This window comes from Dysgonomonas sp. Marseille-P4361 (assembly GCF_900343125.1).
GTDB lineage: Bacteria > Bacteroidota > Bacteroidia > Bacteroidales > Dysgonomonadaceae > Dysgonomonas.
On sequence record NZ_OPYL01000001.1, the window covers coordinates 829,283 to 852,308 of the forward strand.

The 23,026-nt window shown below is 37.3% G+C and carries 35 protein-coding genes; 34 read left to right on the top strand and 1 reads right to left on the bottom strand.

The features are described 5' to 3' along the window. Window positions 1-59: 59 nt before the first annotated feature. Together DHU68_RS03430 and DHU68_RS03435 are read left to right on the top strand one after the other, a co-directional pair. Window positions 60-1,595 carry a glycine--tRNA ligase gene (locus tag DHU68_RS03430; RefSeq protein ID WP_108821542.1) on the top strand — a complete coding sequence of 512 codons (1,536 nt, stop codon included), beginning with the start codon at window positions 60-62 and terminating at the stop codon, window positions 1,593-1,595. Between the two features lie 4 nt (window positions 1,596-1,599). Further along, window positions 1,600-2,214, top strand: coding sequence for an FKBP-type peptidyl-prolyl cis-trans isomerase (locus tag DHU68_RS03435; protein WP_108821543.1), 615 nt, complete (start codon window positions 1,600-1,602; stop codon window positions 2,212-2,214). 75 nt (window positions 2,215-2,289) lie between these two features. Here DHU68_RS03435 and DHU68_RS03440 read toward each other — a convergent pair whose 3' ends face one another. Further along, window positions 2,290-2,883 carry a MarC family protein gene (locus DHU68_RS03440; protein WP_108821544.1) on the bottom strand — a complete coding sequence of 198 codons (594 nt, stop codon included), beginning with the start codon at window positions 2,881-2,883 and terminating at the stop codon, window positions 2,290-2,292. 106 nt (window positions 2,884-2,989) lie between these two features. Between DHU68_RS03440 and DHU68_RS03445 the strand changes: the two genes are divergently transcribed. From DHU68_RS03445 to rpsM, 32 genes are all read left to right on the top strand, one after another. Next, window positions 2,990-4,933 (top strand): NAD(+) synthase, encoded by a 1,944-nt coding sequence (locus DHU68_RS03445; protein WP_108821545.1) that lies wholly within the window; start codon window positions 2,990-2,992, stop codon window positions 4,931-4,933. Between the two features lie 73 nt (window positions 4,934-5,006). Continuing rightward, window positions 5,007-5,675 (top strand): porin family protein, encoded by a 669-nt coding sequence (locus DHU68_RS03450; RefSeq protein ID WP_108821546.1) that lies wholly within the window; start codon window positions 5,007-5,009, stop codon window positions 5,673-5,675. A gap of 178 nt (window positions 5,676-5,853) precedes the next feature. Continuing rightward, on the top strand, window positions 5,854-7,248 hold the full coding sequence (locus DHU68_RS03455) for an OmpP1/FadL family transporter (RefSeq protein WP_108821654.1): 1,395 nt from the start codon (window positions 5,854-5,856) through the stop codon (window positions 7,246-7,248). A gap of 288 nt (window positions 7,249-7,536) precedes the next feature. Next, window positions 7,537-7,953, top strand: a complete 417-nt coding sequence (gene rpsL, locus DHU68_RS03460) for a 30S ribosomal protein S12 (RefSeq protein WP_108821547.1) — start codon at window positions 7,537-7,539, stop codon at window positions 7,951-7,953. Window positions 7,954-8,107: 154 nt separating this feature from the next. Next, window positions 8,108-8,584, top strand: coding sequence for a 30S ribosomal protein S7 (gene rpsG / locus DHU68_RS03465; RefSeq protein ID WP_108821548.1), 477 nt, complete (start codon window positions 8,108-8,110; stop codon window positions 8,582-8,584). Between the two features lie 33 nt (window positions 8,585-8,617). Then, on the top strand, window positions 8,618-10,741 hold the full coding sequence (gene fusA / locus DHU68_RS03470; protein ID WP_108821549.1) for an elongation factor G: 2,124 nt from the start codon (window positions 8,618-8,620) through the stop codon (window positions 10,739-10,741). A gap of 88 nt (window positions 10,742-10,829) precedes the next feature. After that, window positions 10,830-11,135: a 30S ribosomal protein S10 gene (rpsJ, locus tag DHU68_RS03475; protein ID WP_006800262.1), complete on the top strand. Its 306-nt coding sequence runs from the start codon at window positions 10,830-10,832 to the stop codon at window positions 11,133-11,135. A 37-nt stretch (window positions 11,136-11,172) separates the two neighbouring features. Next, window positions 11,173-11,787: a 50S ribosomal protein L3 gene (gene rplC, locus DHU68_RS03480; RefSeq protein ID WP_108821550.1), complete on the top strand. Its 615-nt coding sequence runs from the start codon at window positions 11,173-11,175 to the stop codon at window positions 11,785-11,787. 12 nt (window positions 11,788-11,799) lie between these two features. Then, window positions 11,800-12,429, top strand: coding sequence for a 50S ribosomal protein L4 (gene rplD / locus DHU68_RS03485; protein WP_108821551.1), 630 nt, complete (start codon window positions 11,800-11,802; stop codon window positions 12,427-12,429). Between the two features lie 13 nt (window positions 12,430-12,442). Beyond that, the gene (gene rplW, locus DHU68_RS03490; protein ID WP_108821552.1) at window positions 12,443-12,736 is read left to right on the top strand and encodes a 50S ribosomal protein L23; all 294 of its coding nucleotides are present in this window, start codon (window positions 12,443-12,445) and stop codon (window positions 12,734-12,736) included. Between the two features lie 7 nt (window positions 12,737-12,743). Next, on the top strand, window positions 12,744-13,568 hold the full coding sequence (rplB, locus tag DHU68_RS03495) for a 50S ribosomal protein L2 (protein WP_108821553.1): 825 nt from the start codon (window positions 12,744-12,746) through the stop codon (window positions 13,566-13,568). Window positions 13,569-13,595: 27 nt separating this feature from the next. After that, a complete protein-coding gene (gene rpsS / locus DHU68_RS03500; RefSeq protein WP_029903251.1) occupies window positions 13,596-13,865 on the top strand; it encodes a 30S ribosomal protein S19 in 270 nt (89 codons plus the stop codon). A 44-nt stretch (window positions 13,866-13,909) separates the two neighbouring features. After that, window positions 13,910-14,317, top strand: a complete 408-nt coding sequence (gene rplV, locus DHU68_RS03505; protein WP_108821554.1) for a 50S ribosomal protein L22 — start codon at window positions 13,910-13,912, stop codon at window positions 14,315-14,317. A gap of 7 nt (window positions 14,318-14,324) precedes the next feature. Further along, window positions 14,325-15,062, top strand: a complete 738-nt coding sequence (rpsC, locus tag DHU68_RS03510; protein ID WP_108821555.1) for a 30S ribosomal protein S3 — start codon at window positions 14,325-14,327, stop codon at window positions 15,060-15,062. Between the two features lie 20 nt (window positions 15,063-15,082). Next, window positions 15,083-15,514 carry a 50S ribosomal protein L16 gene (gene rplP, locus DHU68_RS03515; protein ID WP_108821556.1) on the top strand — a complete coding sequence of 144 codons (432 nt, stop codon included), beginning with the start codon at window positions 15,083-15,085 and terminating at the stop codon, window positions 15,512-15,514. A gap of 5 nt (window positions 15,515-15,519) precedes the next feature. Continuing rightward, a complete protein-coding gene (gene rpmC / locus DHU68_RS03520) occupies window positions 15,520-15,717 on the top strand; it encodes a 50S ribosomal protein L29 (RefSeq protein WP_108821557.1) in 198 nt (65 codons plus the stop codon). Between the two features lie 6 nt (window positions 15,718-15,723). Beyond that, the gene (gene rpsQ / locus DHU68_RS03525) at window positions 15,724-15,981 is read left to right on the top strand and encodes a 30S ribosomal protein S17 (protein WP_108821558.1); all 258 of its coding nucleotides are present in this window, start codon (window positions 15,724-15,726) and stop codon (window positions 15,979-15,981) included. A 2-nt stretch (window positions 15,982-15,983) separates the two neighbouring features. Beyond that, a complete protein-coding gene (rplN, locus tag DHU68_RS03530; RefSeq protein WP_108821559.1) occupies window positions 15,984-16,349 on the top strand; it encodes a 50S ribosomal protein L14 in 366 nt (121 codons plus the stop codon). A 19-nt stretch (window positions 16,350-16,368) separates the two neighbouring features. Beyond that, a complete protein-coding gene (rplX, locus tag DHU68_RS03535; protein ID WP_108821560.1) occupies window positions 16,369-16,686 on the top strand; it encodes a 50S ribosomal protein L24 in 318 nt (105 codons plus the stop codon). Beyond that, window positions 16,686-17,243 carry a 50S ribosomal protein L5 gene (gene rplE / locus DHU68_RS03540; RefSeq protein WP_108821561.1) on the top strand — a complete coding sequence of 186 codons (558 nt, stop codon included), beginning with the start codon at window positions 16,686-16,688 and terminating at the stop codon, window positions 17,241-17,243. Before rplX ends, rplE begins: the two co-directional genes overlap by 1 nt. Before the next feature lie 6 nt (window positions 17,244-17,249). Further along, window positions 17,250-17,519: a 30S ribosomal protein S14 gene (rpsN, locus tag DHU68_RS03545; protein ID WP_108821562.1), complete on the top strand. Its 270-nt coding sequence runs from the start codon at window positions 17,250-17,252 to the stop codon at window positions 17,517-17,519. A 68-nt stretch (window positions 17,520-17,587) separates the two neighbouring features. Further along, window positions 17,588-17,983, top strand: a complete 396-nt coding sequence (rpsH, locus tag DHU68_RS03550) for a 30S ribosomal protein S8 (RefSeq protein ID WP_108821563.1) — start codon at window positions 17,588-17,590, stop codon at window positions 17,981-17,983. 22 nt (window positions 17,984-18,005) lie between these two features. After that, window positions 18,006-18,560: a 50S ribosomal protein L6 gene (rplF, locus tag DHU68_RS03555; protein ID WP_108821564.1), complete on the top strand. Its 555-nt coding sequence runs from the start codon at window positions 18,006-18,008 to the stop codon at window positions 18,558-18,560. 19 nt (window positions 18,561-18,579) lie between these two features. Beyond that, window positions 18,580-18,924, top strand: coding sequence for a 50S ribosomal protein L18 (gene rplR / locus DHU68_RS03560; RefSeq protein WP_108821565.1), 345 nt, complete (start codon window positions 18,580-18,582; stop codon window positions 18,922-18,924). A gap of 5 nt (window positions 18,925-18,929) precedes the next feature. Beyond that, on the top strand, window positions 18,930-19,448 hold the full coding sequence (gene rpsE, locus DHU68_RS03565; RefSeq protein ID WP_108821566.1) for a 30S ribosomal protein S5: 519 nt from the start codon (window positions 18,930-18,932) through the stop codon (window positions 19,446-19,448). An 18-nt stretch (window positions 19,449-19,466) separates the two neighbouring features. Further along, complete coding sequence (gene rpmD / locus DHU68_RS03570; protein WP_108821567.1) at window positions 19,467-19,643, top strand: 50S ribosomal protein L30; 177 nt, start codon at window positions 19,467-19,469, stop codon at window positions 19,641-19,643. 33 nt (window positions 19,644-19,676) lie between these two features. After that, window positions 19,677-20,126 carry a 50S ribosomal protein L15 gene (gene rplO, locus DHU68_RS03575; protein ID WP_108821568.1) on the top strand — a complete coding sequence of 150 codons (450 nt, stop codon included), beginning with the start codon at window positions 19,677-19,679 and terminating at the stop codon, window positions 20,124-20,126. A 1-nt stretch (window position 20,127) separates the two neighbouring features. Continuing rightward, entirely contained in the window at window positions 20,128-21,444 is a 1,317-nt protein-coding gene (gene secY / locus DHU68_RS03580; RefSeq protein WP_108821569.1) for a preprotein translocase subunit SecY, read from the top strand. 14 nt (window positions 21,445-21,458) lie between these two features. Then, window positions 21,459-22,241, top strand: coding sequence for a type I methionyl aminopeptidase (gene map / locus DHU68_RS03585; RefSeq protein WP_108821570.1), 783 nt, complete (start codon window positions 21,459-21,461; stop codon window positions 22,239-22,241). Window positions 22,242-22,255: 14 nt separating this feature from the next. Then, on the top strand, window positions 22,256-22,474 hold the full coding sequence (gene infA, locus DHU68_RS03590; protein WP_029903284.1) for a translation initiation factor IF-1: 219 nt from the start codon (window positions 22,256-22,258) through the stop codon (window positions 22,472-22,474). A gap of 12 nt (window positions 22,475-22,486) precedes the next feature. After that, entirely contained in the window at window positions 22,487-22,603 is a 117-nt protein-coding gene (gene ykgO, locus DHU68_RS03595; RefSeq protein WP_009433293.1) for a type B 50S ribosomal protein L36, read from the top strand. 33 nt (window positions 22,604-22,636) lie between these two features. Next, window positions 22,637-23,017, top strand: a complete 381-nt coding sequence (gene rpsM / locus DHU68_RS03600) for a 30S ribosomal protein S13 (RefSeq protein ID WP_108821571.1) — start codon at window positions 22,637-22,639, stop codon at window positions 23,015-23,017. Window positions 23,018-23,026 lie beyond the last annotated feature (9 nt).

Here is a 23,026-nt window from a genome sequence, read left to right on the forward strand (position 1 = left end):
CTTTGTGTGCGTTATTCAAAATGCATATAAACAGAACGTTAAAAAATAATTGAAGGTATATGTCAGAAGATGTTTTTAAGAAAATAGTTTCACACTGTAAAGAGTATGGCTTTGTTTTTCAGTCTAGCGAAATTTATGATGGCTTAAGCGCTGTTTACGACTATGGACAAATGGGGGTGGAGCTTAAAAACAATATAAAAAAATACTGGTGGGACAGCATGGTGTTGTTGCATGAAAATGTAGTCGGTATCGACTCTGCTATATTTATGCATCCTACTATTTGGAAAGCATCAGGACACGTTGATGCCTTTAATGATCCGTTGATTGATAATAAAGACAGTAAGAAGCGTTATCGTGCCGATGTTCTGGTTGAGGATTATCTGGCAAAGATTGATGAGAAAATAGATAAAGAAGTAGAAAAAGCAGCAAAACGTTTTGGAGATAGTTTCGATGAAGCAATGTTCCGTCAAACAAATCCGCGCGTTTTGGAAAACAAGAAGAAACGTGATGAAGTGCATGAGCGATTTGCAAAAGCACTGAATGATAATAACCTTGAGGAATTGCGCCAGATTATTGTTGATTGCGAAATAGTTGACCCTATCAGTGGGACGCGTAACTGGACTGATGTTCGTCAGTTCAATCTAATGTTCTCTACCGAAATGGGATCTACTGCCGATGGGGCTATGAAAGTTTATCTTCGTCCCGAAACAGCACAAGGTATCTTTGTGAACTTCCTTAATGTGCAAAAAACAGGTAGAATGAAAATTCCTTTTGGTATTGCACAAATAGGTAAAGCTTTCCGTAACGAGATTGTTGCGCGTCAGTTTGTGTTCCGTATGCGTGAGTTTGAACAAATGGAAATGCAATTTTTTGTTCGTCCGGGAGAAGAGCTAGATTGGTTCGAGAAGTGGAAAGAAACTCGTATGAGATGGCATAAGGCTCTTGGTTTTGGAGATCATAAATACCGTTTCCACGATCATGATAAATTGGCTCACTATGCAAATGCTGCGACAGATGTGGAATTTGAAATGCCTTTTGGCTTTAAAGAAGTAGAAGGAATTCATTCTCGTACCGATTTTGACTTGAGTAGTCATGAGAAGTTTTCTGGTAAAAAAATACAATATTTCGATCCCGAACTCAATAAATCATATGTTCCTTACGTTGTAGAGACATCTATCGGCGTAGATCGTATGTTCTTGTCTATAATGTCAGCAGCTTATTGCGAAGAGGAACTGGATGGAGGAGAATCTAGAGTGGTATTAAAATTGCCTGCTGCTTTGGCTCCTATAAAGCTAGGTGTTCTTCCATTAGTGAAGAAAGATGGACTTCCTGAGAAAGCACGCGAAATTATAGATCAATTGAAGTTTGATTTTAAATGTCAATATGATGAAAAAGATAGTATAGGTAAACGTTATCGTCGTCAGGATGCTATTGGTACGCCTTACTGTGTAACAGTGGATCATCAGACATTGGAAGATAATACGGTGACTATCCGCTATCGTGATACAATGGAGCAAGAGCGTGTTGCTATAGATAAACTATCAGATATTATATCTGATAAAGTAAGTATGAAGAATTTGTTGAAAACGATTTAATCACATGAATAAAAATTTATTTGCTCTAGCGGTTCTATTCTGTACATTGTTAGTATTTGGAGCATGTTCCAAAGACGATGACGAAGTAGATGAAGAATGGAAAGCTTATAATGAAGAGTTAGCAAGAAAGGCTGCTGCAAATCCAGAATATAAATCAAGAGCTTCTCTGAGTGGAAATGGTTCTGTGTACTGGAAAAATACAGACTTTTTCGAAAAAGATGAAACCCCTTCTCTAAAAATCACAGAGACCGGAAGCCCGTATTCTTCAGATAGCGTTGTTGCTAGATACGAAGGTTGGTACTACTTGGAAGATGGTACTAAAGTTGTTTTCGATTCAACAGAAAAAGATAATGCAACAACGGGTAGAGGTTTTCGTATTTCGGGAATGGATGCAAGTGGAACCTTCACGGGGGTTATTGACGGGTGGATTACTATGCTTACAAATATGAAAGTAGGTGATGCTGTAGAGGTTTGTATTCCTTACCGTTTGGCTTATGGAGCAGCAGGGAAATATGATTATTATACCGGAGTTCAGAGTATTCCGGGTTATACAACTCTTTGGTTCAATATTAAATTGTTAAAGATTATTCCGGATAACCCGAACGAGTATAAGGAATAGAATTTAAGATATTCTTAATATAAAGAAAAGAGGCTAATAGAAATATTAGCCTCTTTTTGTATATAAATTATCTCCTTATTTTAAACTGTCAAGCAGGGTGTTGAAATTTTCGGTGAATAGCTTAACTGCAATAGCCATAACTATAACTCCAAAGAATTTTCGTAGTACATAAACACCTCCCAGTCCCAATAGCTTTTCTACAGCATTTAGGTACTTAAGTACCAGATAGACGATAATCATGTTTAGAAATAGAGCTGTAATAATATTTACTACAGCATATTCGGCCCGCATAGATAATAAAACTGTAAATGTGCCTGGGCCGGCAATCAAGGGGAATACAATAGGTACTAAGGTTCTTGATCCTCCGGGTGCATCATTCTTGAAAACTTCAACTCCAAATATCATCTCAACAGAAATGATGAATATGACTAATGCTCCGGCAACCGCAAAAGATGATACGTCTACATTGAATAACTCTAAAACCCATTTCCCAACAAATAGAAAAGCTGTCATGATGATAAAAGAATATACAGCTGCCTGCAAAGGGTTTACATCTTTACCCTCTCCTTTAAAATTGAGAAAAATAGGGATTGAACCGGATACGTCTATCAGTACAAACAGTACAACAAATGCACTTAGAATTTGAGTCAGATTAAATTGGAGTTCCATATTCTGTTGTTTATTTTATTTTTAATCAAAGTTATCGATTTTTAATTCAAATAGAATTGTTATATAACATAAAAATCTTTCGTAAGTTTGCAAAAATATATTGGTTATGAATAACTATGGATTTGTCCGTTTTGCTGCAGCATCACCAGCAATGAGAGTGGCTGATTGCGATTATAATACAACTGAAATATTAAATATACTACACAAAGCTGAGAAAGATGATGTTGTAGCTATTGTATTTCCCGAACTCTGTATAACGGGTTATACCTGTGCTGATCTTTTTCTTAACAGATTGTTGTTAGACGAGGCTAAGACTTCTTTGATGAGAATTGTTGAAGAAACAAAGAAGCTTTCAGTTTTGGCTGTAGTAGGACTGCCTTTAGAAATATCTAACAAGTTATACAATGTTGCAGTAGTGCTAAAAGATGGTTGCATACACGGAATTGTACCAAAAACCTTTTTGCCTAACTATAATGAATTCTACGAAAAAAGGTGGTTTTCTTCAGTTTCGGAGCTCAAAGAGTCGGAGGTTAGTATTTGTGGGCAAGTTGTTCCTGTAGGCTCAGATCTTATCTTTGATGTGAATGATTTTAAGTTTTCAATAGAGATTTGTGAAGATTTGTGGAGTGCGATTCCTCCTTCCAGTTTATATGCTCTGAACGGGACAGATGTAATATTTAATCTCTCTGCAAGTAATGAGATAGCAGGGAAGCATCATTACAGAAAAAGCCTTGTGAGTCATCAGTCAGCTCGTTGTCTGTCTGGTTATGTTTATGCCTCTGCCGGAAATGGAGAGTCGTCGACAGATCTTGTCTTTTCGGGAGAAACTCTGATCGCTGAAAATGGAGTGATCTTGTCAGAAGGAGAACGTTTTTCTTTTGATAATACTGTGATAACAGCAGATATAGATATTGAACGCTTAAGAAATGAACGTTTAAGAAATAAATCTTTCTCTTTGCAAGAATATTATAGGATAAACGAAATAGCCTATCGTAATATTATTATGAAATCGGAGTCCGTAGAGGATAAGGATTGTGACTTTCTTTTAAAACGATATATCTCTCCGACACCATTTATTCCCCAAGGGGATGAAAGCTTGAATGCTCATTGCGAAGAAATATTTTCATTGCAAAGTGGAGGGTTGGCTAAACGGATGTTGCATACAAGGATTAAAAATGCTGTAATTGGGGTTTCTGGAGGGCTAGATTCAACTTTGGCCTTGCTCGTTTTGGTTAAGACTTTCGATAAGTTAGGTCTTGATCGTAAGGGCATTTATGGTATAACCATGCCTGGATTTGGAACTACTGATCGTACATATGCGAATGCCATTAAGTTGATGCAGGCTTTAGGTGTTACTGTGAAAGAAATTTCGATAAGAGAGGCAACTCTACAGCATTTTGCAGATATAGACCACGACGAAAATATACACGATGTAACATATGAAAATTCTCAGGCTCGCGAAAGAACGCAGATATTGATGGATTATGCAAATAAGGTTAATGCGTTGGTTATAGGAACGGGAGACTTGTCTGAGCTAGCCTTAGGTTGGTGTACTTACAATGGAGATCATATGTCTATGTATGCTGTAAACGTAGGGGTTCCTAAGACTTTAGTGAAAACGTTAGTGTCATGGGTTGGGGCTACTCAGATGGAAGGTGTTGTTCAGAGAGTTTTGGCAGATGTTGTTGCTACTCCCGTTAGTCCGGAACTTCTGCCGGCAGAAGGAGGTAATATGTCTCAGATAACAGAAGATTTAGTAGGCCCATATTTGTTGCACGATTTCTTTATATATTATATGTTGCGATTTGGTTTCTCTCCTAAAAAAATACTTTATCTGGCTCAGCATGCTTTTAAAGGAGAGTATTCAAGGGGAGAGATTCTAAAATGGTTGAAGGTATTTGTATCTCGTTTTTTTTCTCAGCAGTTTAAACGTTCGTGTTTACCTGATGGCCCGAAAGTAGGATCTATAAATCTTTCTCCTAGGGGAGATTTGCGTATGCCTAGTGATGCTGTGGCTTCAGTTTGGTTGAAGCAGCTTACAGACCTTTAATTGTTTAAATAGATAAAAAGAAGTATTCTTGTAAAATATAAATTAAAGTTTGCATATTAACTTAAAGATAGTAATGATGAATCATATCCGTAAAATAAAGTTTTTATTTCTTTTAGTATTATTTGTTTCAAAAGCTTCGGCGCAAGATGAACCTATTTGGCAATTTGGGGTAAAAGGAGGATTTAATTTTTCCAGTGCAGCAGCAAAGAATATAGGAGCTAAGAAAATAAAAGCGGGATATCAGATTGGTTTATCTGTCGATTATGCTGTCACAGAAAGTTTTTATTTACAGTCTGGTCCATATTTTTCGGTTAAAGGAATTCGCTTAAAAGGTTCTTCAAGTTATTCAGAAGATATACCTAGTTGGAAGCAGCATTTTACAATGAAGTATATTGAGGTGCCTTTGTTAGCAGCCTATAAGATGGAAACAGTGTCTGATATGAAGCTTGTTTTCAATGCGGGACCTTATTTTGCTTATGGCCTGGGAGGAAGCACTTCCTTGATAGAGAAAAGCGAAGCTGGTGCGGATAGAGGTGATACCTTCGGTGATAATCGGATGAAGAAAATTGATTATGGATTGAGGTATGGAGCTGCTCTGGAATTTGAAAGGCTGATTTTCGAAATCAGTTTTAATTTTGGGTTTGCTAATATAGCAGATAAAAATAATGAATTAAATAAATTGTTGAATAGTACGCATTATCGCAATAAAAATTTTTCTTTACTTATGGGATATAAGTTTTGATTATCAAATAGATGGCATCTAGTTGTGAGGTTTTGAGTTTAATAAATAATGTTGCATAGACAACAAATAATTGATAATCAGGTCAGTAAAAGTTTATTTTTGCTATAGTTTCTTTTGAAACTAAGTTATTCCTTGTATATTTGTGCCCACATTTATAAAAAGTATACAAAGAATGAAAATGAATAGAATTGCGTTAATCGCATTATTAACTTTATGTAAGGTTTCTTTTGTATCGGCAGGAGGAATCTTGACCAACACAAATCAAAGTGCGCATTTTATTAGAATGGTAGCACGTGATGCTTCTACACAAATAGATGCTGCTTATACCAACCCTGCAGGATTGGTGAAATTGAAAGATGGTTTGCATTTTTCTTTTTCAAATCAGAGTGCATTTCAAACAAGAACTATAACATCTACATTTGTTCCCTTTGCTAGTTTTGGTGGAGATGCTACAAAATTGTATGAAGGGAAAGCTTCTGCTCCGCTAGTTCCAAGTCTCCAGGCTGCATATAAAACAGGTAAATGGGTTTTGTCTGGAAATTTTGCAGTAACCGGAGGCGGTGGTAAAGCTACTTTTAATAGAGGTCTAGCTTCATTTGAATCTATGGTGGCGGTGTTGCCTGTTGCTATGACTAATGGTATGGGGTTGGAGACGTCTAATTATTCTGTTGATGCTTATATGACAGGTTCATCTTTCATTTATGGATTGCAGCTTGGTGGTAGTTATGCTATCAATGATATGTTCTCAGCTTATGCTGGTTTTCGTCTCAATATTGTGAATAATGGCTACGAAGGCTATTTGAAAAATATTAAAATTAACCCTAAACATCCGCAGTTAAATCCTAATGGAGATATGTTGTCAGCAGTAGATTTCTTTACAACTATAGGTCAACCAGCTTTGGTAGATTTGGTGGCGGATAGAGAGATTGATAATAAACAATCGGGTTGGGGTGTTGCTCCTATATTAGGATTAAACTTTAATTATAAAGGATTGAATATTGGTGCTAAATATGAGTTTAAAACATCCCTTGATGTTGAAAGCAAAACTATAAATGGAAAAGATGGAGGCTTAGATCAGTTTAAGGATGGAGTGAATACACCTCATGATATTCCTGCTCTTTTCTCTATCGGAGCATCTTATCAAATTACACCTCAATTGCTTGCTAGCGTAGGTTACCATCATTTCTTTGATAAAGAAGCGCAAATGGCGAACGATAAACAGAAATTGCTTGACGGGGGAACGAATGAGTATTTAGCAGGATTGGAATATCGGATAAATCGTTTGTTTTTAGTTAGTGCTGGCGCGCAAATGACGCGTTATGGAGTGACGGATGATTATTTAACTGATCTTAGTTTTTCTATAAATTCCTATTCTATTGGACTTGGAGGAGCTGTGAATGTGTCAGAGAATGTAATGTTGAATATTGGGTATTTTTGGACTACATATTCAGATTGGAGTAAAGAAAATACTAATTATGCAAAAATACCAACTACAGAGACTTATCTTTCAGGAAAAGACGTTTTTTTAAGAACAAATAAAGTGTTTGCTGTAGGAGTTGATTTTTCTTTCTAACGAACAATTATAATTTTACATTAAGCGCAATGGTTTTATCCATTGCGTTTTTTTTTGAAGTTTACGTCCTGTTCTAATTGGTTGTCTGAAGGTTTGAATCCTTATTTTTTTTTCTAATTATTTGTGTATCTTATTGATTATGTCTACATTTGCAACCCGAATGATGCGTGGAAAAGAAACTTCTTGATGTTAAGTCTTTGATTTACATTAATGTAGTTTCCGTTTCAGGCGTTTTTCGAGTGTGAAAATATTATTTAAATTGAAATTAAAGTTTTAAAGTAAAACAAGATGCCTACAATTCAACAATTAGTAAGAAAAGGACGGACTGTTTTGGTTGAAAAGAGTAAATCTCGTGCACTAGATGCATGTCCTCAACGTAGAGGTGTGTGTATTCGTGTGTATACGACTACTCCTAAAAAACCTAATTCAGCGATGCGTAAGGTAGCACGTGTGCGTTTAACAAACTCAAAAGAGGTAAATGCTTATATTCCTGGAGAAGGACATAACTTGCAGGAGCACTCTATTGTACTTGTTAGAGGTGGTCGTGTTAAAGACCTTCCAGGTGTTCGTTATCACATTGTTCGTGGTACATTGGATACTGCAGGAGTAAATGGTCGTACGCAACGTCGCTCTAAATACGGAGCTAAACGTCCTAAACCGGGTCAAGCGGCAGCAGCTGCAGCTAAGGGTGGTAAGAAAAAATAATCCCCGAAACCCAAACCGAGATTTTTTAATTAAGTATTAAAACGGTTTAAGTTTATTGGATAGGCTATACATAGGTTGAGTAAATAGTTCGGCGGAACTGTTGAAGACAGCAGAATGGCAACCAAAAACAAGAACAAAATTTTTCAAGAACAAAATGAGAAAAACAAAACCAAAGAAAAGACAGATTCTTCCAGATCCTGTTTTCGGTGATGTAAAGGTTACAAGATTTGTTAACCACTTAATGTATGATGGTAAAAAATCCATCTCATTCGGTATTTTCTATGAAGCATTAGAAATTGTTAAGAAGAAACTGCCAAACGAAGAAAAATCTGCTTTAGAAATATGGAAAGCAGCATTAGATAACGTAACCCCTCAAGTTGAAGTGAAGTCTCGCCGTGTAGGTGGTGCAACATTTCAAGTTCCAACAGAAATACGCCCAGATCGTAAAGAATCAGTGTCAATGAAGAATCTTATCTTATTTGCACGTAAAAGAGGCGGTAAAACTATGGCTGATAAATTGGCTGCAGAGATTGCAGATGCTTTTAACGGTCAAGGAGGAGCATTTAAGAAGAAAGAAGATATGCATAGAATGGCTGAGGCTAACCGTGCATTCGCTCACTTCAGATTTTAAAATAAGCTAAGAGAAAATTAGGAGAAAAAATCGATGGCAAAAGTTAGTGAAACATTAAAAAATACAAGAAATATAGGCATCATGGCTCACATTGATGCTGGTAAAACAACGACATCTGAACGTATTCTATTCTATACAGGTCTTACTCATAAAATCGGAGAGACTCATGATGGTAGTGCTACTATGGACTGGATGGCGCAAGAGCAAGAACGTGGTATTACTATTACGTCTGCAGCGACAACAGCTCAATGGAAGTACAATAATGAGCTTTTCAAGATCAACTTGATAGATACTCCAGGACACGTTGACTTTACAGTAGAGGTTGAGCGTTCGTTGCGTATTCTTGATGGAGCCATTGCTACATTTTGTGCGGTTGGTGGTGTAGAACCTCAATCGGAAACAGTATGGCGTCAAGCTGATAAATATAATGTTCCTCGTATTTGTTACGTGAACAAAATGGACCGTTCAGGAGCAAACTTCTTTGAAGTTGTTCGTCAGGTAAAAGATGTGCTTGGTGCTAATCCTTGTCCTATTCAAATCCCAATTGGAGCAGAAGAAGGCTTTAGGGGGATTGTAGACTTGGTTAGTATGAAAGCTATGTATTGGCATGACGAAACAATGGGTGCAGATTATGACCTAGGTGATATTCCTGCAGATGTACTAGAAGAAGCAAATGAATGGAGAGAGAAAATGCTAGAAATGGTTGCAGAATGCGACGAGGCATTGATGGAGAAATTCTTTGATGATCCTTCTGCTATTACAGAAGATGAAATTCTTGTAGCTTTACGTAAGGGAGCTTTAAGTATGCAAATTAACCCAATGCTTTGTGGGTCTTCATTCAAAAATAAAGGTGTTCAGCCACTTCTTGATGCTGTTTGTAGATACTTGCCTAGTCCTATCGATACAGAGGCTATTACAGGTACAGATCCAAGAACAGGAGAAGAGATCGTTCGCCATCCAAGCCCAGAAGAGCCACTTTGTGCTCTAGCGTTTAAGATTGCAACTGACCCTTATGTAGGACGTCTATGTTTCTTCCGTGTTTATTCAGGAGAGCTTCCTGCTGGATCTTATGTGTACAATACTCGTTCAGATAAGAAAGAACGTATTTCTCGTCTATTCCAAATGCACTCAAATAAACAAAATCCGAAAGAAGTTATCGGATGTGGTGATATAGGTGCCGGAGTAGGTTTCAAAGATATTCGTACAGGAGACACATTGTGTGATGAGAACAATCCTATTGTTCTTGAATCAATGGACTTCCCAGAACCGGTAATTGGTATCGCAATTGAGCCTCAAACTCAAAAAGATATAGATAAGCTTTCTACAGGTCTTGCTAAGCTAGCTGAAGAAGATCCAACATTCCGTGTAAGTACTAACGACGAAACAGGTCAAACTGTTATCGAAGGTATGGGTGAGCTTCACTTAGAGATCATTATCGACCGTTTGAAACGTGAATTTAAAGTAGAAGCTAATCAAGGTCGTCCTCAAGTGTCATACAAAGAGGCAATCACAGATACTGTTGAGTTGCGCGAAGTATACAAAAAACAATCAGGAGGTCGTGGTAAATTTGCTGATATCATCGTTAAAGTTGGTCCGGCAGATGCAGACTTCGAAGGCGGCTTGCAATTCGTAGATGAAGTTAAGGGAGGTAACGTTCCAAAAGAATTTATCCCTTCAGTTCAAAAAGGATTCGAGGTTGCAATGAAGAATGGTGTTCTTGCAGGTTATGCTCTAGATAAGCTAAAAGTAGTACTTGTTGACGGATCCTATCACCCGGTAGACTCTGACCAATTATCATTTGAGCTTGCTGCTAAGTTCGCTTTCAAGAGCGCTTCAGAAAAAGCACATCCAGTATTGCTTGAGCCAATCATGAAATTGGAAGTTGTAACACCGGAAGAAAGTATGGGTGATGTTATCGGAGACTTGAACAAACGTCGTGGACAAGTTGAAGGTATGGAATCTAGCCGTTCAGGAGCACGTATTGTGAAAGCAAAAGTGCCTCTAGCTGAAATGTTCGGTTATGTGACAGCATTACGTACAATTACTTCAGGTAGAGCAACATCAGCAATGACATTCTCTCACTACGAAGAGGTATCACCTTCTATCGCACGCCAAGTGTTGACTGAAGTTAAAGGTCGTGTTGATTTGATAAAATAAAATTGTAGGCTACGATTAGTAAATGACTCTTAATCGTAGCCTTATCAATATTTAAATAGAAATATCAATTATTAATTAAAAAAAGACAATGAGTCAAAAGATTAGAATTAAACTGAAATCTTACGATTACATGCTTGTAGACAAGTCTGCTGAGAAAATCGTTAAAACAGTAAAAGCTACAGGAGCTGTAGTTAGTGGACCAATTCCATTACCTACACACAAACGTATTTTCACTGTAAATCGTTCAACTTTCGTAAACAAGAAATCTCGTGAGCAATTCGAGCTATCTTCTTATAAAAGACTGATCGATATTTATAGCTCAACAGCTAAAACTGTAGACGCTCTTATGAAATTAGAGTTGCCAAGCGGAGTTGAAGTAGAAATTAAAGTTTGATAAAATTTACATTAGTTTAAATAAATAATTTAGAGAAATGCCAGGATTATTAGGAAAAAAAATCGGAATGACATCCGTTTTCAGTGCCGATGGTAAAAATGTACCATGCACTGTTATCGAAGTTGGTCCTTGTGTGGTTACTCAAGTAAAAACTGTTGAAAAAGACGGTTATGAGGCTTTGCAGTTAGGCTTTAAAGAAGCAAAAGAAAAGCATACTAACAAACCTCAAATTGGTCACTTCAAAAAAGCAGGAGTAGCACTACAAAGACACTTGGCCGAGTTCAAAGGTTTAGGAGACCATAAATTAGGCGATGTATTGACAGTAGATATCTTCGAAGGTGAAGGTTATGTAGACGTGATCGGAACATCAAAAGGTAAAGGTTTTCAAGGTGTTGTTAAACGCCATGGATTTGCCGGAGTAGGTCAGGCTACATTAGGTCAGCACAACCGTCTTCGTGCTCCAGGTTCTATCGGAGCTTGTTCATACCCTGCGAAGGTGTTTAAAGGAACAAGAATGGCTGGTCAGATGGGTAATGTTCGTACAACTGTTCAAAACCTTGAGATAATAAAAGTTATTCCAGAACACAACCTTTTATTAGTAAAAGGATCAGTTCCTGGAGGTAAAGGTTCAATCGTATTAGTTGAATATTAATTGAGAGAAGTAATGGAACTGAGTGTATTAGATAAAAACGGTAAAGATACCGGAAAGAAAGTAGCATTAAATGATGCTATTTATGGAATTGAGCCTAATGAACACGTTCTTTGGTTAGATGTAAAACAATACTTGGCAAACCAACGTCAAGGTACTCATAAGACTAAAGAAAGAAGTGAGCTATCTGGTAGTACACGTAAACTTATCCGTCAAAAAGGCGGTGGTGGTGCACGTCGTGGTGATATCAAATCTCCAGTATTAGTAGGTGGAGCTCGCGTATTTGGTCCTCAACCAAGAGACTACGGATTCAAATTAAATAAGAAAGTTAAACAATTAGCACGTAAATCGGCTCTTTCGATGAAAGCTAAAGATGGTCAAATCGTTGTAATAGAAGATTTGACTTTTGACGCTCCAAAAACTAAAGATTTCGTAGCATTAGCTAAGAATTTACAAGTAGCTGATAAAAAGGTACTTCTAGTTTTGCCAGATCAAAATAAAAACGTATATTTGTCGGCTCGAAATTTAGAGAGAGTGCAAGTTGTAAGGGCTTCTGATGTAAATACTTATTCAATTCTTAACTGTACAAGTTTAGTATTGGCTGAGTCATCGGTAGCTGTTATCGATAACCTTTTAAACGCATAAGGAGGTATAGAATATGGGAATTTTAATTAAACCAATACTAACAGAAAAACAAACAGCGATTTCAGAGAAATTTCCAAATCGCTATGGATTTCGTGTTGCTCCAAGTGCAAACAAGGTGGAGATTAAGAAAGCTGTAGAAGAACTTTACGGTGTTAAAGTTGAATCAGTAAATACGATGAAGTATTCTGGTAACCGTAAAAGCCGTTACACTAAAGCAGGTGTAATTAGCGGCAAAACTTCTGCTTATAAGAAAGCAATAGTAACCTTGAAAGAAGGTGATAGTATAGACTTTTTTAGTAATATCTAAATAAAAAATGGCAGTAAGAAAATTAAAGCCCACTACACCGGGGCAGAGACACAAAATTATTGGTACATTCGAAGAGATCACTGCAAGTGTACCAGAAAAATCTCTTGTAGTCGGTAAGAAATCATCTGGTGGCCGTAATAACACCGGTAAGATGACAATGCGTTATCTCGGAGGCGGTCATAAGAGAAGTTACAGATTGATTGACTTTAAGAGAACAAAAGACGGAATTCCGGCTACTGTAAAAACAATTGAATACGACCCGAATCGTTCGGCTCGTATTGCCTTGTTATATTACGCTGATGGAGCGAAAACTTATATTATAGCTCCTCAAGGTTTGGAAGTAGGTCAGGTAGTGATGTCGGGAGCTGAGGCTGCTCCTGAAGTAGGGAACTGTTTGCCTTTGGCAAAAATTCCAATCGGTACAGTTATTCATAATATCGAATTACGTCCAGGTCAAGGATCTAAAATGGTTCGTTCGGCAGGCGCATTTGCTCAGTTGACTTCTCGCGAAGGTAACTACGCAATTATCAAAATGCCTTCAGGAGAAACACGTAAGATTCTTTCTACTTGTAAAGCTACTATCGGTAGCGTAGGTAACTCAGACCACGGACTTGAAAAATCAGGTAAAGCAGGTCGTTCTCGCTGGTTAGGCCGTCGTCCTCACAACCGAGGAGTAGTGATGAACCCAGTCGATCACCCAATGGGTGGTGGTGAAGGTCGCGCTTCTGGAGGTCACCCACGTTCACGTACTGGATTATATGCTAAGGGTCTTAAGACAAGAGCGCCTAAAAAACACTCTTCTAAGTATATAATTGAAAGAAGAAAAAAATAATAACCTGATTAATAAAGAATAAATATTATGAGTCGTTCATTAAAAAAAGGCCCGTATATTAATGTTAAGCTTGAGAAAAAAGTCTTGGCTATGAATGAGTCAGGTAAAAAAGCTGTAGTTAAAACATGGGCAAGGGCTTCAATGATATCACCTGACTTCGTAGGTCATACTATTGCTGTTCACAACGGGAATAAATTCATTCCTGTATATGTTACAGAGAATATGGTTGGACATAAACTAGGAGAATTTGCTCTTACTCGTACATTCCGTGGACACGGTGGTAACAAGAAAAGATAATTGGAGCAGAAGCCATTAAATTAACAAAAAGAAAACATTAAAAAATGGGTGCTAGAAAAAGAATAACAGCTGAAAAAAGAAAAGAAGCTAAACAAGCTATTTCTTTGGCCAAGTTGAACAATGTACCGACTTCTCCTCGAAAAATGCGCCTTGTGGCAGATATGATTCGTGGAGTAGAAGTATTCAGAGCGCTTGGTGTATTGAAATACTCAAATAAAGAAGCTGCTGCTAGAATCGAAAAATTATTACGTTCAGCTATCGCAAACTGGGAAGCTAAAAACGAACGTAAAGCAGAAAGCGGAGAGCTATATGTGTCAATAATAAATGTAGACGGTGGTGCAATGCTGAAAAGAATGCGTACTGCTCCACAAGGAAGAGGTTACAGAATTCGTAAGCGTTCAAACCATGTAACTATCCAAGTAGATACACTTAATAAAGAAAATCAAAATTAATTAGCAGATGGGACAAAAAGTAAATCCAATAGCAAATCGTTTAGGAATCATCAGAGGATGGGATTCTAATTGGTATGGCGGTAAAAATTACGGAAGCACTTTGCTAGAAGATAGCAAAATCCGTAAATACTTGAATGCTCGTTTGGCTAAAGCAAGTGTATCACGCATTATTATTGAAAGAACTCTTAAACTTGTAACTATCACAGTATGTACTGCGCGTCCGGGTATCATTATTGGTAAAGGCGGACAAGAAGTAGATAAGTTGAAAGAGGAACTTAAGAAAATTACAGACAAAGATATTCAAATCAACATCTTTGAAATTAAAAAACCAGAGTTAGATGCTGTTATTGTAGCTAATAATGTAGCTCGCCAGGTAGAAGGCAAAATTGCTTACCGTCGTGCTGTTAAAATGGCAATTGCATCAACAATGAGAATGGGTGCTGAAGGTATCAAAATTCAAGTATCTGGACGTTTGAATGGAGCAGAAATGGCTCGTTCAGAAATGTATAAAGAAGGACGTACTCCGCTTCATACATTCCGTGCTGATATTGACTATGCACATGCCGAAGCACTAACAAAAGTTGGTTTGATTGGAATTAAAGTATGGATTTGCCGTGGAGAAGTTTACGGTAAGAAAGACCTTGCTCCTTCCTTCAATACTTCTGCAAGAGATAATAATGCAGGAAATAGAGGAGACCGTCGCGGCGGAGATGGAAAAGGTTTCAAGAGAAATAAGAGAAAGTAATTAAAAACGTTTGAACTAAAATGTTACAACCGAAGAAAACAAAATTCAGAAGACAGCAAAAAGGTCGCATGAAAGGAAATGCCCAAAGAGGGCATGAATTGGCTTTCGGTTCATTTGGAATCAAGACTCTTGAAAACAAATGGATTACAGGACGTCAAATTGAAGCGGCTCGTATTGCAGTAACCCGTTACATGCAACGTCAAGGACAGGTTTGGGTAAGAATCTTCCCAGATAAACCAATTACTAAAAAGCCTGCCGAAGTACGTATGGGTAAAGGTAAGGGATCTCCAGAAGGTTTCGTAGCTCCAGTAACACCAGGTAGAATACTATTCGAAATCGAAGGTGTATCTTATGATGTAGCAAAAGAAGCTTTACGCCTTGCAGCTCAAAAGCTTCCTGTAACTACAAAATTTGTAGTTCGCAGAGATTATGACTTAACTCAAAACGCTTAAGAAGTATGAAAATTGCAGAAGTAAGAGAACTTTCAGATAAAGAATTGAAAGAAAGAGTAGATGCTGAAAGAATAGCATTAAATCAAATGGTATTAAACCACAGTGTATCTCCGATCGATAACTCTAACAAAATCAAAGAAAAACGTCGCGATATTGCTCGTTTTCTAACAGAGTTACGTCAAAGAGAACTAAATAATAAATAAGAGCTGATGGAAACGAGAAATTTAAGAAAAGAAAGAATCGGGGTCGTTTTCAGCAACAAAATGGACAAGACAATTACAGTTGCTGTAAAATGGAAAGAAAAACACCCTATGTACGGAAAATTCGTTAACAAAACGAAGAAATATCATGCTCACGACGAAAAGAACGAGTGCAATATCGGTGATACAGTACGTATTATGGAGACTCGTCCGTTGAGTAAAACTAAAAGATGGAGATTAGTAGAAATAATCGAAAGGGCTAAATAATTATGATACAACAAGAATCAAGACTAGTAGTTGCTGATAACAGTGGAGCTAGAGAATGCTTATGTATCCGCGTATTGGGCGGAACAAGAAGACGCTATGCGTCGGTAGGGGATGTGATTGTGGTTGCTATCAAGAATGTGATCCCTTCGAGCGATATTAAAAAAGGTGCTGTAACTAAAGCTATTATCGTAAGAACTAAAAAAGAAATCCGTCGTGCAGATGGTTCTTATATTCGTTTCGACGATAACGCTTGTGTGTTATTAAATGCATCAGGTGATCTTAGAGGAAGCCGTATATTCGGACCAGTTGCTCGTGAACTTCGTGCGACAAACATGAAGATCGTTTCATTGGCACCAGAGGTACTATAATTCAAAAAACTAAAAAGCAATGAGTAAATTACATATCAAAAAAGGCGATATAGTTTATGTGAATACCGGTGTCGATAAAGGTAAGACAGGACGTGTGTTGAGAGTTCTAGTAGAAAAACAACGCGCTATTGTTGAAGGTCTGAACATGGTATCGAAACATACTAAGCCTAACGCTAAAAATCCTCAAGGTGGGATAGAAAAGAAAGAAGCTCCAATTCATATTTCTAATCTTAACGTAGTAGATCCTAAAACAGGAAAACCTACTCGTATAGGACGTAAAGAAGTTGAAGGAAAGTTAGTACGTTATTCTAAAAAATCAGGGGAGGAAATTAAATAATGAGCAATACAACAACTCTTAGAAATGACTATAAAGACCGTATTGTAGCTTCTTTGATGAAAGAATTCGGTTATAAATCTCCAATGCAAGTTCCTGTATTGAAAAAGATTGTTATTAACCAAGGTCTTGGAATTGCTGTTGCTGATAAGAAAATTATCGAAACAGCAATCAACGAAATTACAACAATCACAGGTCAAAAAGCAGTAGCAACATATTCTAAAAAAGATATCTCAAACTTTAAGTTACGTAAAAAAATGCCTATCGGTGTGATGGTTACTTTACGTCACGACAAAATGTATGAGTTTTTAGAAAGACTTGTTCGTGTAGCATTACCTCGTATCCGTGACTTCAAGGGAATTGAAAGCAAACTTGACGGAAGAGGAAACTATACACTAGGTATCGAAGAACAAATTATCTTCCCTGAAATAAATATCGACAACATTAGCCGTATTTTGGGAATGAATATTACCTTTGTAACTTCTGCAAAAACAGATGAAGAAGGTTATGCTCTATTAAAAGAGTTCGGATTACCATTTAAGAACGCTAAAAAAGACTAATAGAAGATGGCAAAAGAATCAATGAAGGCTCGTGAGGTAAAAAGAGCTAAACTTGTTGCTAAATATGCAGCAAAAAGAGAGCAATTAAAAGCGGAAGGCGATTATGAAGCTCTACAAGCTCTACCTAAGAATGCTTCACCTGTACGTCTACACAATCGTTGTAGCTTAACAGGTCGTCCAAAAGGCTTTATTCGCCAATTTGGAATTTCTCGTATCCAATTCAGAGAAATGGCATCTAAAGGACTTATCCCTGGAGTTAAAAAAGCAAGTTGGTAAGAAATTATTCTAGTATAGTATTTTAAATATTGTCCCGATTGGCGGGATTAATTTAAATCAATTTAATCATGACAGATCCAATAGCAGATTATTTGACGCGTGTGAGAAATGCCATTATGGCTAACCACCGAGTTGTTGAAATTCCGGCGTCAAATCTAAAAAAAGAGATCACTAAAATTCTCTTTGAAAAAGGCTACATTCTTAACTTTAAGTTTGTAGAAGAAGGACCTCAAGGCTCAATCAAAATTGCCTTGAAATACGATCCTGTAAACAAAGTAAATGCAATTAAGAAATTAATTCGTGTTTCTTCTCCAGGTCTTCGTAAATATGTAGGGTATAAAGACATGCCTCGTGTCCTTAACGGACTAGGTATAGCTGTATTATCTACCTCTAAAGGTGTAATGACAGATAAAGAAGCTCGCGAACTTAAAGTTGGTGGCGAAGTATTATGTTATGTTTATTAATTAAGAGGGAGGATAGTAAGATATGTCAAGAATAGGTAAATTACCCATAAATCTTCCTGCCGGAGTAACAATTACTGTTGGCAAGGATAACGTAGTTACAGTGAAAGGACCAAAAGGAGAACTATCGCAAGAAGTTAATCCTGATATCAAAGTCTCTGTTGAAGATGGCGTATTATCAGTAACACGCCCATCAGATGAAAAGAACCACCGCGCTTTACATGGTCTATACAGATCATTGATAAACAATATGGTTGTAGGAGTATCTGAAGGATACCGCAAAGAATTAGAATTAATTGGAGTTGGTTACCGTGCTTCTAACGAAGGACAACTACTTGAACTTTCTTTAGGTTTTACTCATAATATTCATATGATGTTACCTTCAGAAGTGAAGTTGGAAACTAAATCAGAAAGAAATAAGGCTCCGCTAATTATTCTCGAATCTTGTGATAAACAACTGTTAGGTCAAATTTGTGCAAAAATTCGCTCATTCCGTAAACCTGAGCCATATAAAGGTAAAGGTATTCGCTTTGTTGGAGAAGTTATTCGTCGCAAATCAGGTAAGGCCGCAGGTAAATAATTCTTAAACTGTAGAAATCATGTTAACAAAGACAGATAGAAGATATAAGATAAAAAAGCGTGTTCGCGGAAATATTTCCGGAACAGCAGAGCGTCCTCGTTTGACTGTGTTCAGAAGCAATAAGCAAATCTATGCTCAAGTAATAGATGATATTACTGGCAAAACATTAGCAGCTGCTTCTTCTCTAAAGATGACCGAAAAAGCTCCTAAGAAAGAGATTGCTGCAAAAGTTGGAGAACTTATTGCTAAAGCGGCTCAAGAAGCTGGTGTTACAGCTGTGGTTTTCGACCGTAATGGTTTCCTATACCATGGTAGAATTAAAGAATTGGCAGATGCTGCCCGTAAAGGTGGACTTAAATTTTAATAGAAATGGCAGGAGTTAACAATAAAATAAAAACGACTAACGACATCGAATTAAAAGATAGACTTGTTGCTATCAACCGTGTTACTAAAGTAACAAAAGGAGGTCGTACTTTCAGCTTTGCTGCTATCGTAGTTGTTGGTAACGAAGATGGTATAGTAGGCTGGGGGCTAGGAAAAGCCGGTGAGGTTACTACAGCCATTGCTAAAGGAGTTGAAGCTGCAAAGAAAAACCTTATCAAAGTTCCAGTGTTAAAAGGAACAGTACCTCACGAACAAGAAGCTCGCTTCTCAGGGTCAGAAGTAATGATCCGTCCAGCTGCTCCGGGTACAGGAGTAAAAGCAGGGGGTGCGATGCGTGCTGTACTTGAGAGTGTAGGTATTACAGATGTATTAGCTAAATCTAAAGGATCATCTAACCCTCATAACTTGGTTAAAGCTACAATAGAAGCTTTAGGCGAGTTGAGAGACCCTTATACTGTTGCTCAAAACAGAGGTGTTTCATTAGAAAAAGTGTTTAAAGGTTAATTTGCAAAGAAAATTATTATGGCAAAAATTAAAGTTAAACAAGTAAAAAGCAGAATCAAAAGTCCGATAGATCAAAAGAGAACCTTAGATGCTCTAGGTCTTAAGAAATTGAATCGTGTTGTAGAACACGAAGATACACCTGCTATCAGAGGGATGATCAACAAAGTAAACCATTTGGTTACTATTGTAGAGTAAATTTAGTTTAGTAAGATAAAAAAATATAAAAATATGAGTTTATCAAATTTGAGACCAGCAGAAGGTTCTACTAAGACAAGAAAAAGAATAGGACGTGGTCCAGGTTCTGGTCTAGGTGGTACTTCTACAAGAGGTCATAAAGGAGCTAAATCCAGATCTGGTTATTCAAAGAAAATCGGATTTGAAGGAGGACAGATGCCAATTCAACGTCGTCTTCCTAAATTCGGATTCAAGAATATCAACCGTATCGAGTTTAAAGGTATTAATCTTGATGTTTTGCAACGCTTAGCTGATGCTAAACAATTAACAAAGATTGACCATCAAACATTGGTTGATGCTGGATTTGTTTCAACAAATCAGCTAGTTAAGATTCTTGGAAACGGAGCTGTTACTAGTAAGATTGATGTAGAAGCTCATGCTTTTTCTAAAACAGCAGAGGCTGCTATTCAAGCTGCAGGTGGAACAGTAACAAAACTGAAGTAAGATGGGATTAGTAAAAACACTAGAAAATATATGGAAGATTGAGGATCTGAGAAAAAGGATTCTCACAACCTTCTTTTTCGTAGTGATCTATCGCTTCGGAGTTCATATTATCCTACCAGGAGTAAATCCTGCAGAACTAGAGAATTTGCACTCTATGGCTGCCGGAGGTCTACTTGGTATTTTGGATATGTTCTCGGGAGGTGCGTTTGCTAACGCTTCCATCTTTGCATTAGGTATCATGCCATATATATCTGCATCCATTGTGATGCAGCTTCTTGGTATGGCATTACCTTACTTCCAAAAACTGCAAAGAGAAGGAGAGAGTGGACGTACTAAGATGAACCAATATACACGTTATCTAACAGTAGCTATTTTGCTATTCCAAGGACCTGCCTATTTGTTAGGTGCTCTTGGACCGGCAGCTCCTACTACATGGCAATTTTTAGTACCTTCTACAATAATACTTGCAGGGGGTAGTATGTTTGTCTTATGGTTAGGAGAGCGCATAACAGATAAAGGTATAGGTAATGGTATTTCATTTATTATTCTTGTAGGTATCATAGCTCGTCTACCTCTAGCCCTTATTGGAGAGTTCAACTCTCGTCTTGATAATCCGGCAGGAGGTCTGATCATGTTCCTATTAGAAATAGTAGTGCTATTACTTATTGTATGTGGTGCAATCCTATTAGTTCAAGGTACTCGTAGAATTCCTGTGCAATATGCAAAAAGAGTTGTAGGGAATAAACAATACGGAGGTGCTCGTCAGTATATACCATTAAAAGTAAATGCTGCTAACGTGATGCCGATCATTTTTGCTCAGGCAATTATGTTCGTTCCAATTACAATAGCAGGATTCTCTACAGATCAAAGTGGATTCTGGGGATCTTTTATGGATCATACTAGTGTTGCTTATAATGTTGTATTTGCAATCTTGATTATAGCTTTCACTTGGTTCTATACTGCGGTGACTATTAACCCTGTACAAATGGCGGATGAATTGAAGCGTAATAATGGTTTTATTCCGGGTATCAAACCAGGGAAGAAAACAGCAGATTACATTGATTCTATTATGTCGCGTATAACATTTCCAGGGTCATTGTTCTTGGCGCTAGTTGCTATCCTTCCTGCATTTGCGAGTTATTTCGGTGTAAGCCGTGAGTTCTCTCAATTCTTTGGAGGTACATCGTTGCTAATTCTTGTCGGAGTTGTTCTTGATACGTTACAACAAATCGAGAGTCACTTGTTGATGAGACATTATGATGGTTTACTAAAATCAGGAAGAATTAAAGGCCGTTCAGGTTCAATAGCTGCTTATTAAGAAAGAATAGAAAAATGATATTTCTAAAGACAGACGAAGAAATCGAATTGATGCGTGAAGCAAATCGCCTTGTGGGAATGACACAAGGTGAGCTTGCTAAACATATTAAGCCCGGAATTACAACATTATCTTTGGATAAAATAGCCGAAGAGTTTATTCGTGATCATGGAGCCATTCCATCTTTTTTAGGATATAATGGATTCCCTTATTCACTGTGTATCTCGGTTAATGAAAATGTGGTTCATGGTTTTCCTTCAGACTATGTATTGAAGGATGGCGATATCATCTCTGTTGATTGCGGTACCGAAAAAAATGGCTTTTGTGGAGACTCAGCATATACATTTTGTGTAGGTGAGGTTTCAGAAGAGGTTAAGAGTTTGCTTAGAACAACAAAGGAATCTTTGTACTTAGGAATAGAGAAAGCTATAGCAGGAAATCGTGTTGGTGATATTGGCGATGCAGTTCAAACTTATTGTGAAAAACGTGGTTATTCAGTTGTTCGTGAATTAGTGGGTCATGGTATTGGCCGTAAGATGCACGAATCGCCAGAAGTACCTAACTATGGAAAACGCGGAACAGGCCCTTTGTTAAAGAAGGGAATGTGTATTGCTATAGAACCTATGATTAACATGGGAAGCAAAAATGTAGTTTTCGAAAGTGATGGATGGACAGTAAGAACTAGAGATCGTAAACCATCAGCTCATTTCGAGCATACAGTAGCTATTCGTGAAGGGAAAGCAGATATTTTATCAACCTTCGAATATGTAGAAGCTATTTTAGGAGATAAAGCAATCTAAATCATTAAAATTATATGGCTAAACAAGCAGCAATAGAACAAGACGGAGTAATCATAGAAGCACTATCAAATGCAATGTTTCGTGTAGAGTTAGAAAACGGACACGAAATTACAGCACATATCTCAGGAAAGATGCGTATGCATTATATTAAGATCCTTCCAGGAGATAGGGTACGTGTAGAAATGTCTCCTTATGATTTAAGTAAGGGACGAATTTCATTCAGATACAAATAAAAAAACAAAGATATGAAAGTAAGAGCATCATTGAAGAAGCGTACTGCCGATTGCAAAATTGTAAGAAGAAAAGGTCGCTTATATGTAATTAACAAAAAAAATCCTAAGTTCAAGCAACGTCAAGGATAATTTATTAATTTTGCAAATTAATCTAAATAATATATGGCAATAAGAATAGTTGGGGTCGATTTACCACAAAATAAGAGAGGCGAGATTGCTTTAACTTATATATATGGTATCGGACGTAGTGCTGCTAATACAATACTAGAAAAAGCAGGCGTTGACAGAGACATCAAAGTGAAAGACTGGACTGATGATCAAGCAGCTAGCGTGCGTGAAATAATCGCAGCAGAATTTAAAGTTGAAGGAGATCTACGTTCTGAAGTACAACTAAACATCAAACGTTTGATGGATATTGGTTGTTATAGAGGTATCCGCCACCGTGTAGGATTACCTTTGAGAGGTCAAAGCACTAAGAATAATGCCCGTACACGTAAGGGAAGAAAGAAAACTGTTGCTAACAAGAAAAAAGCTACAAAATAATTAAAATTT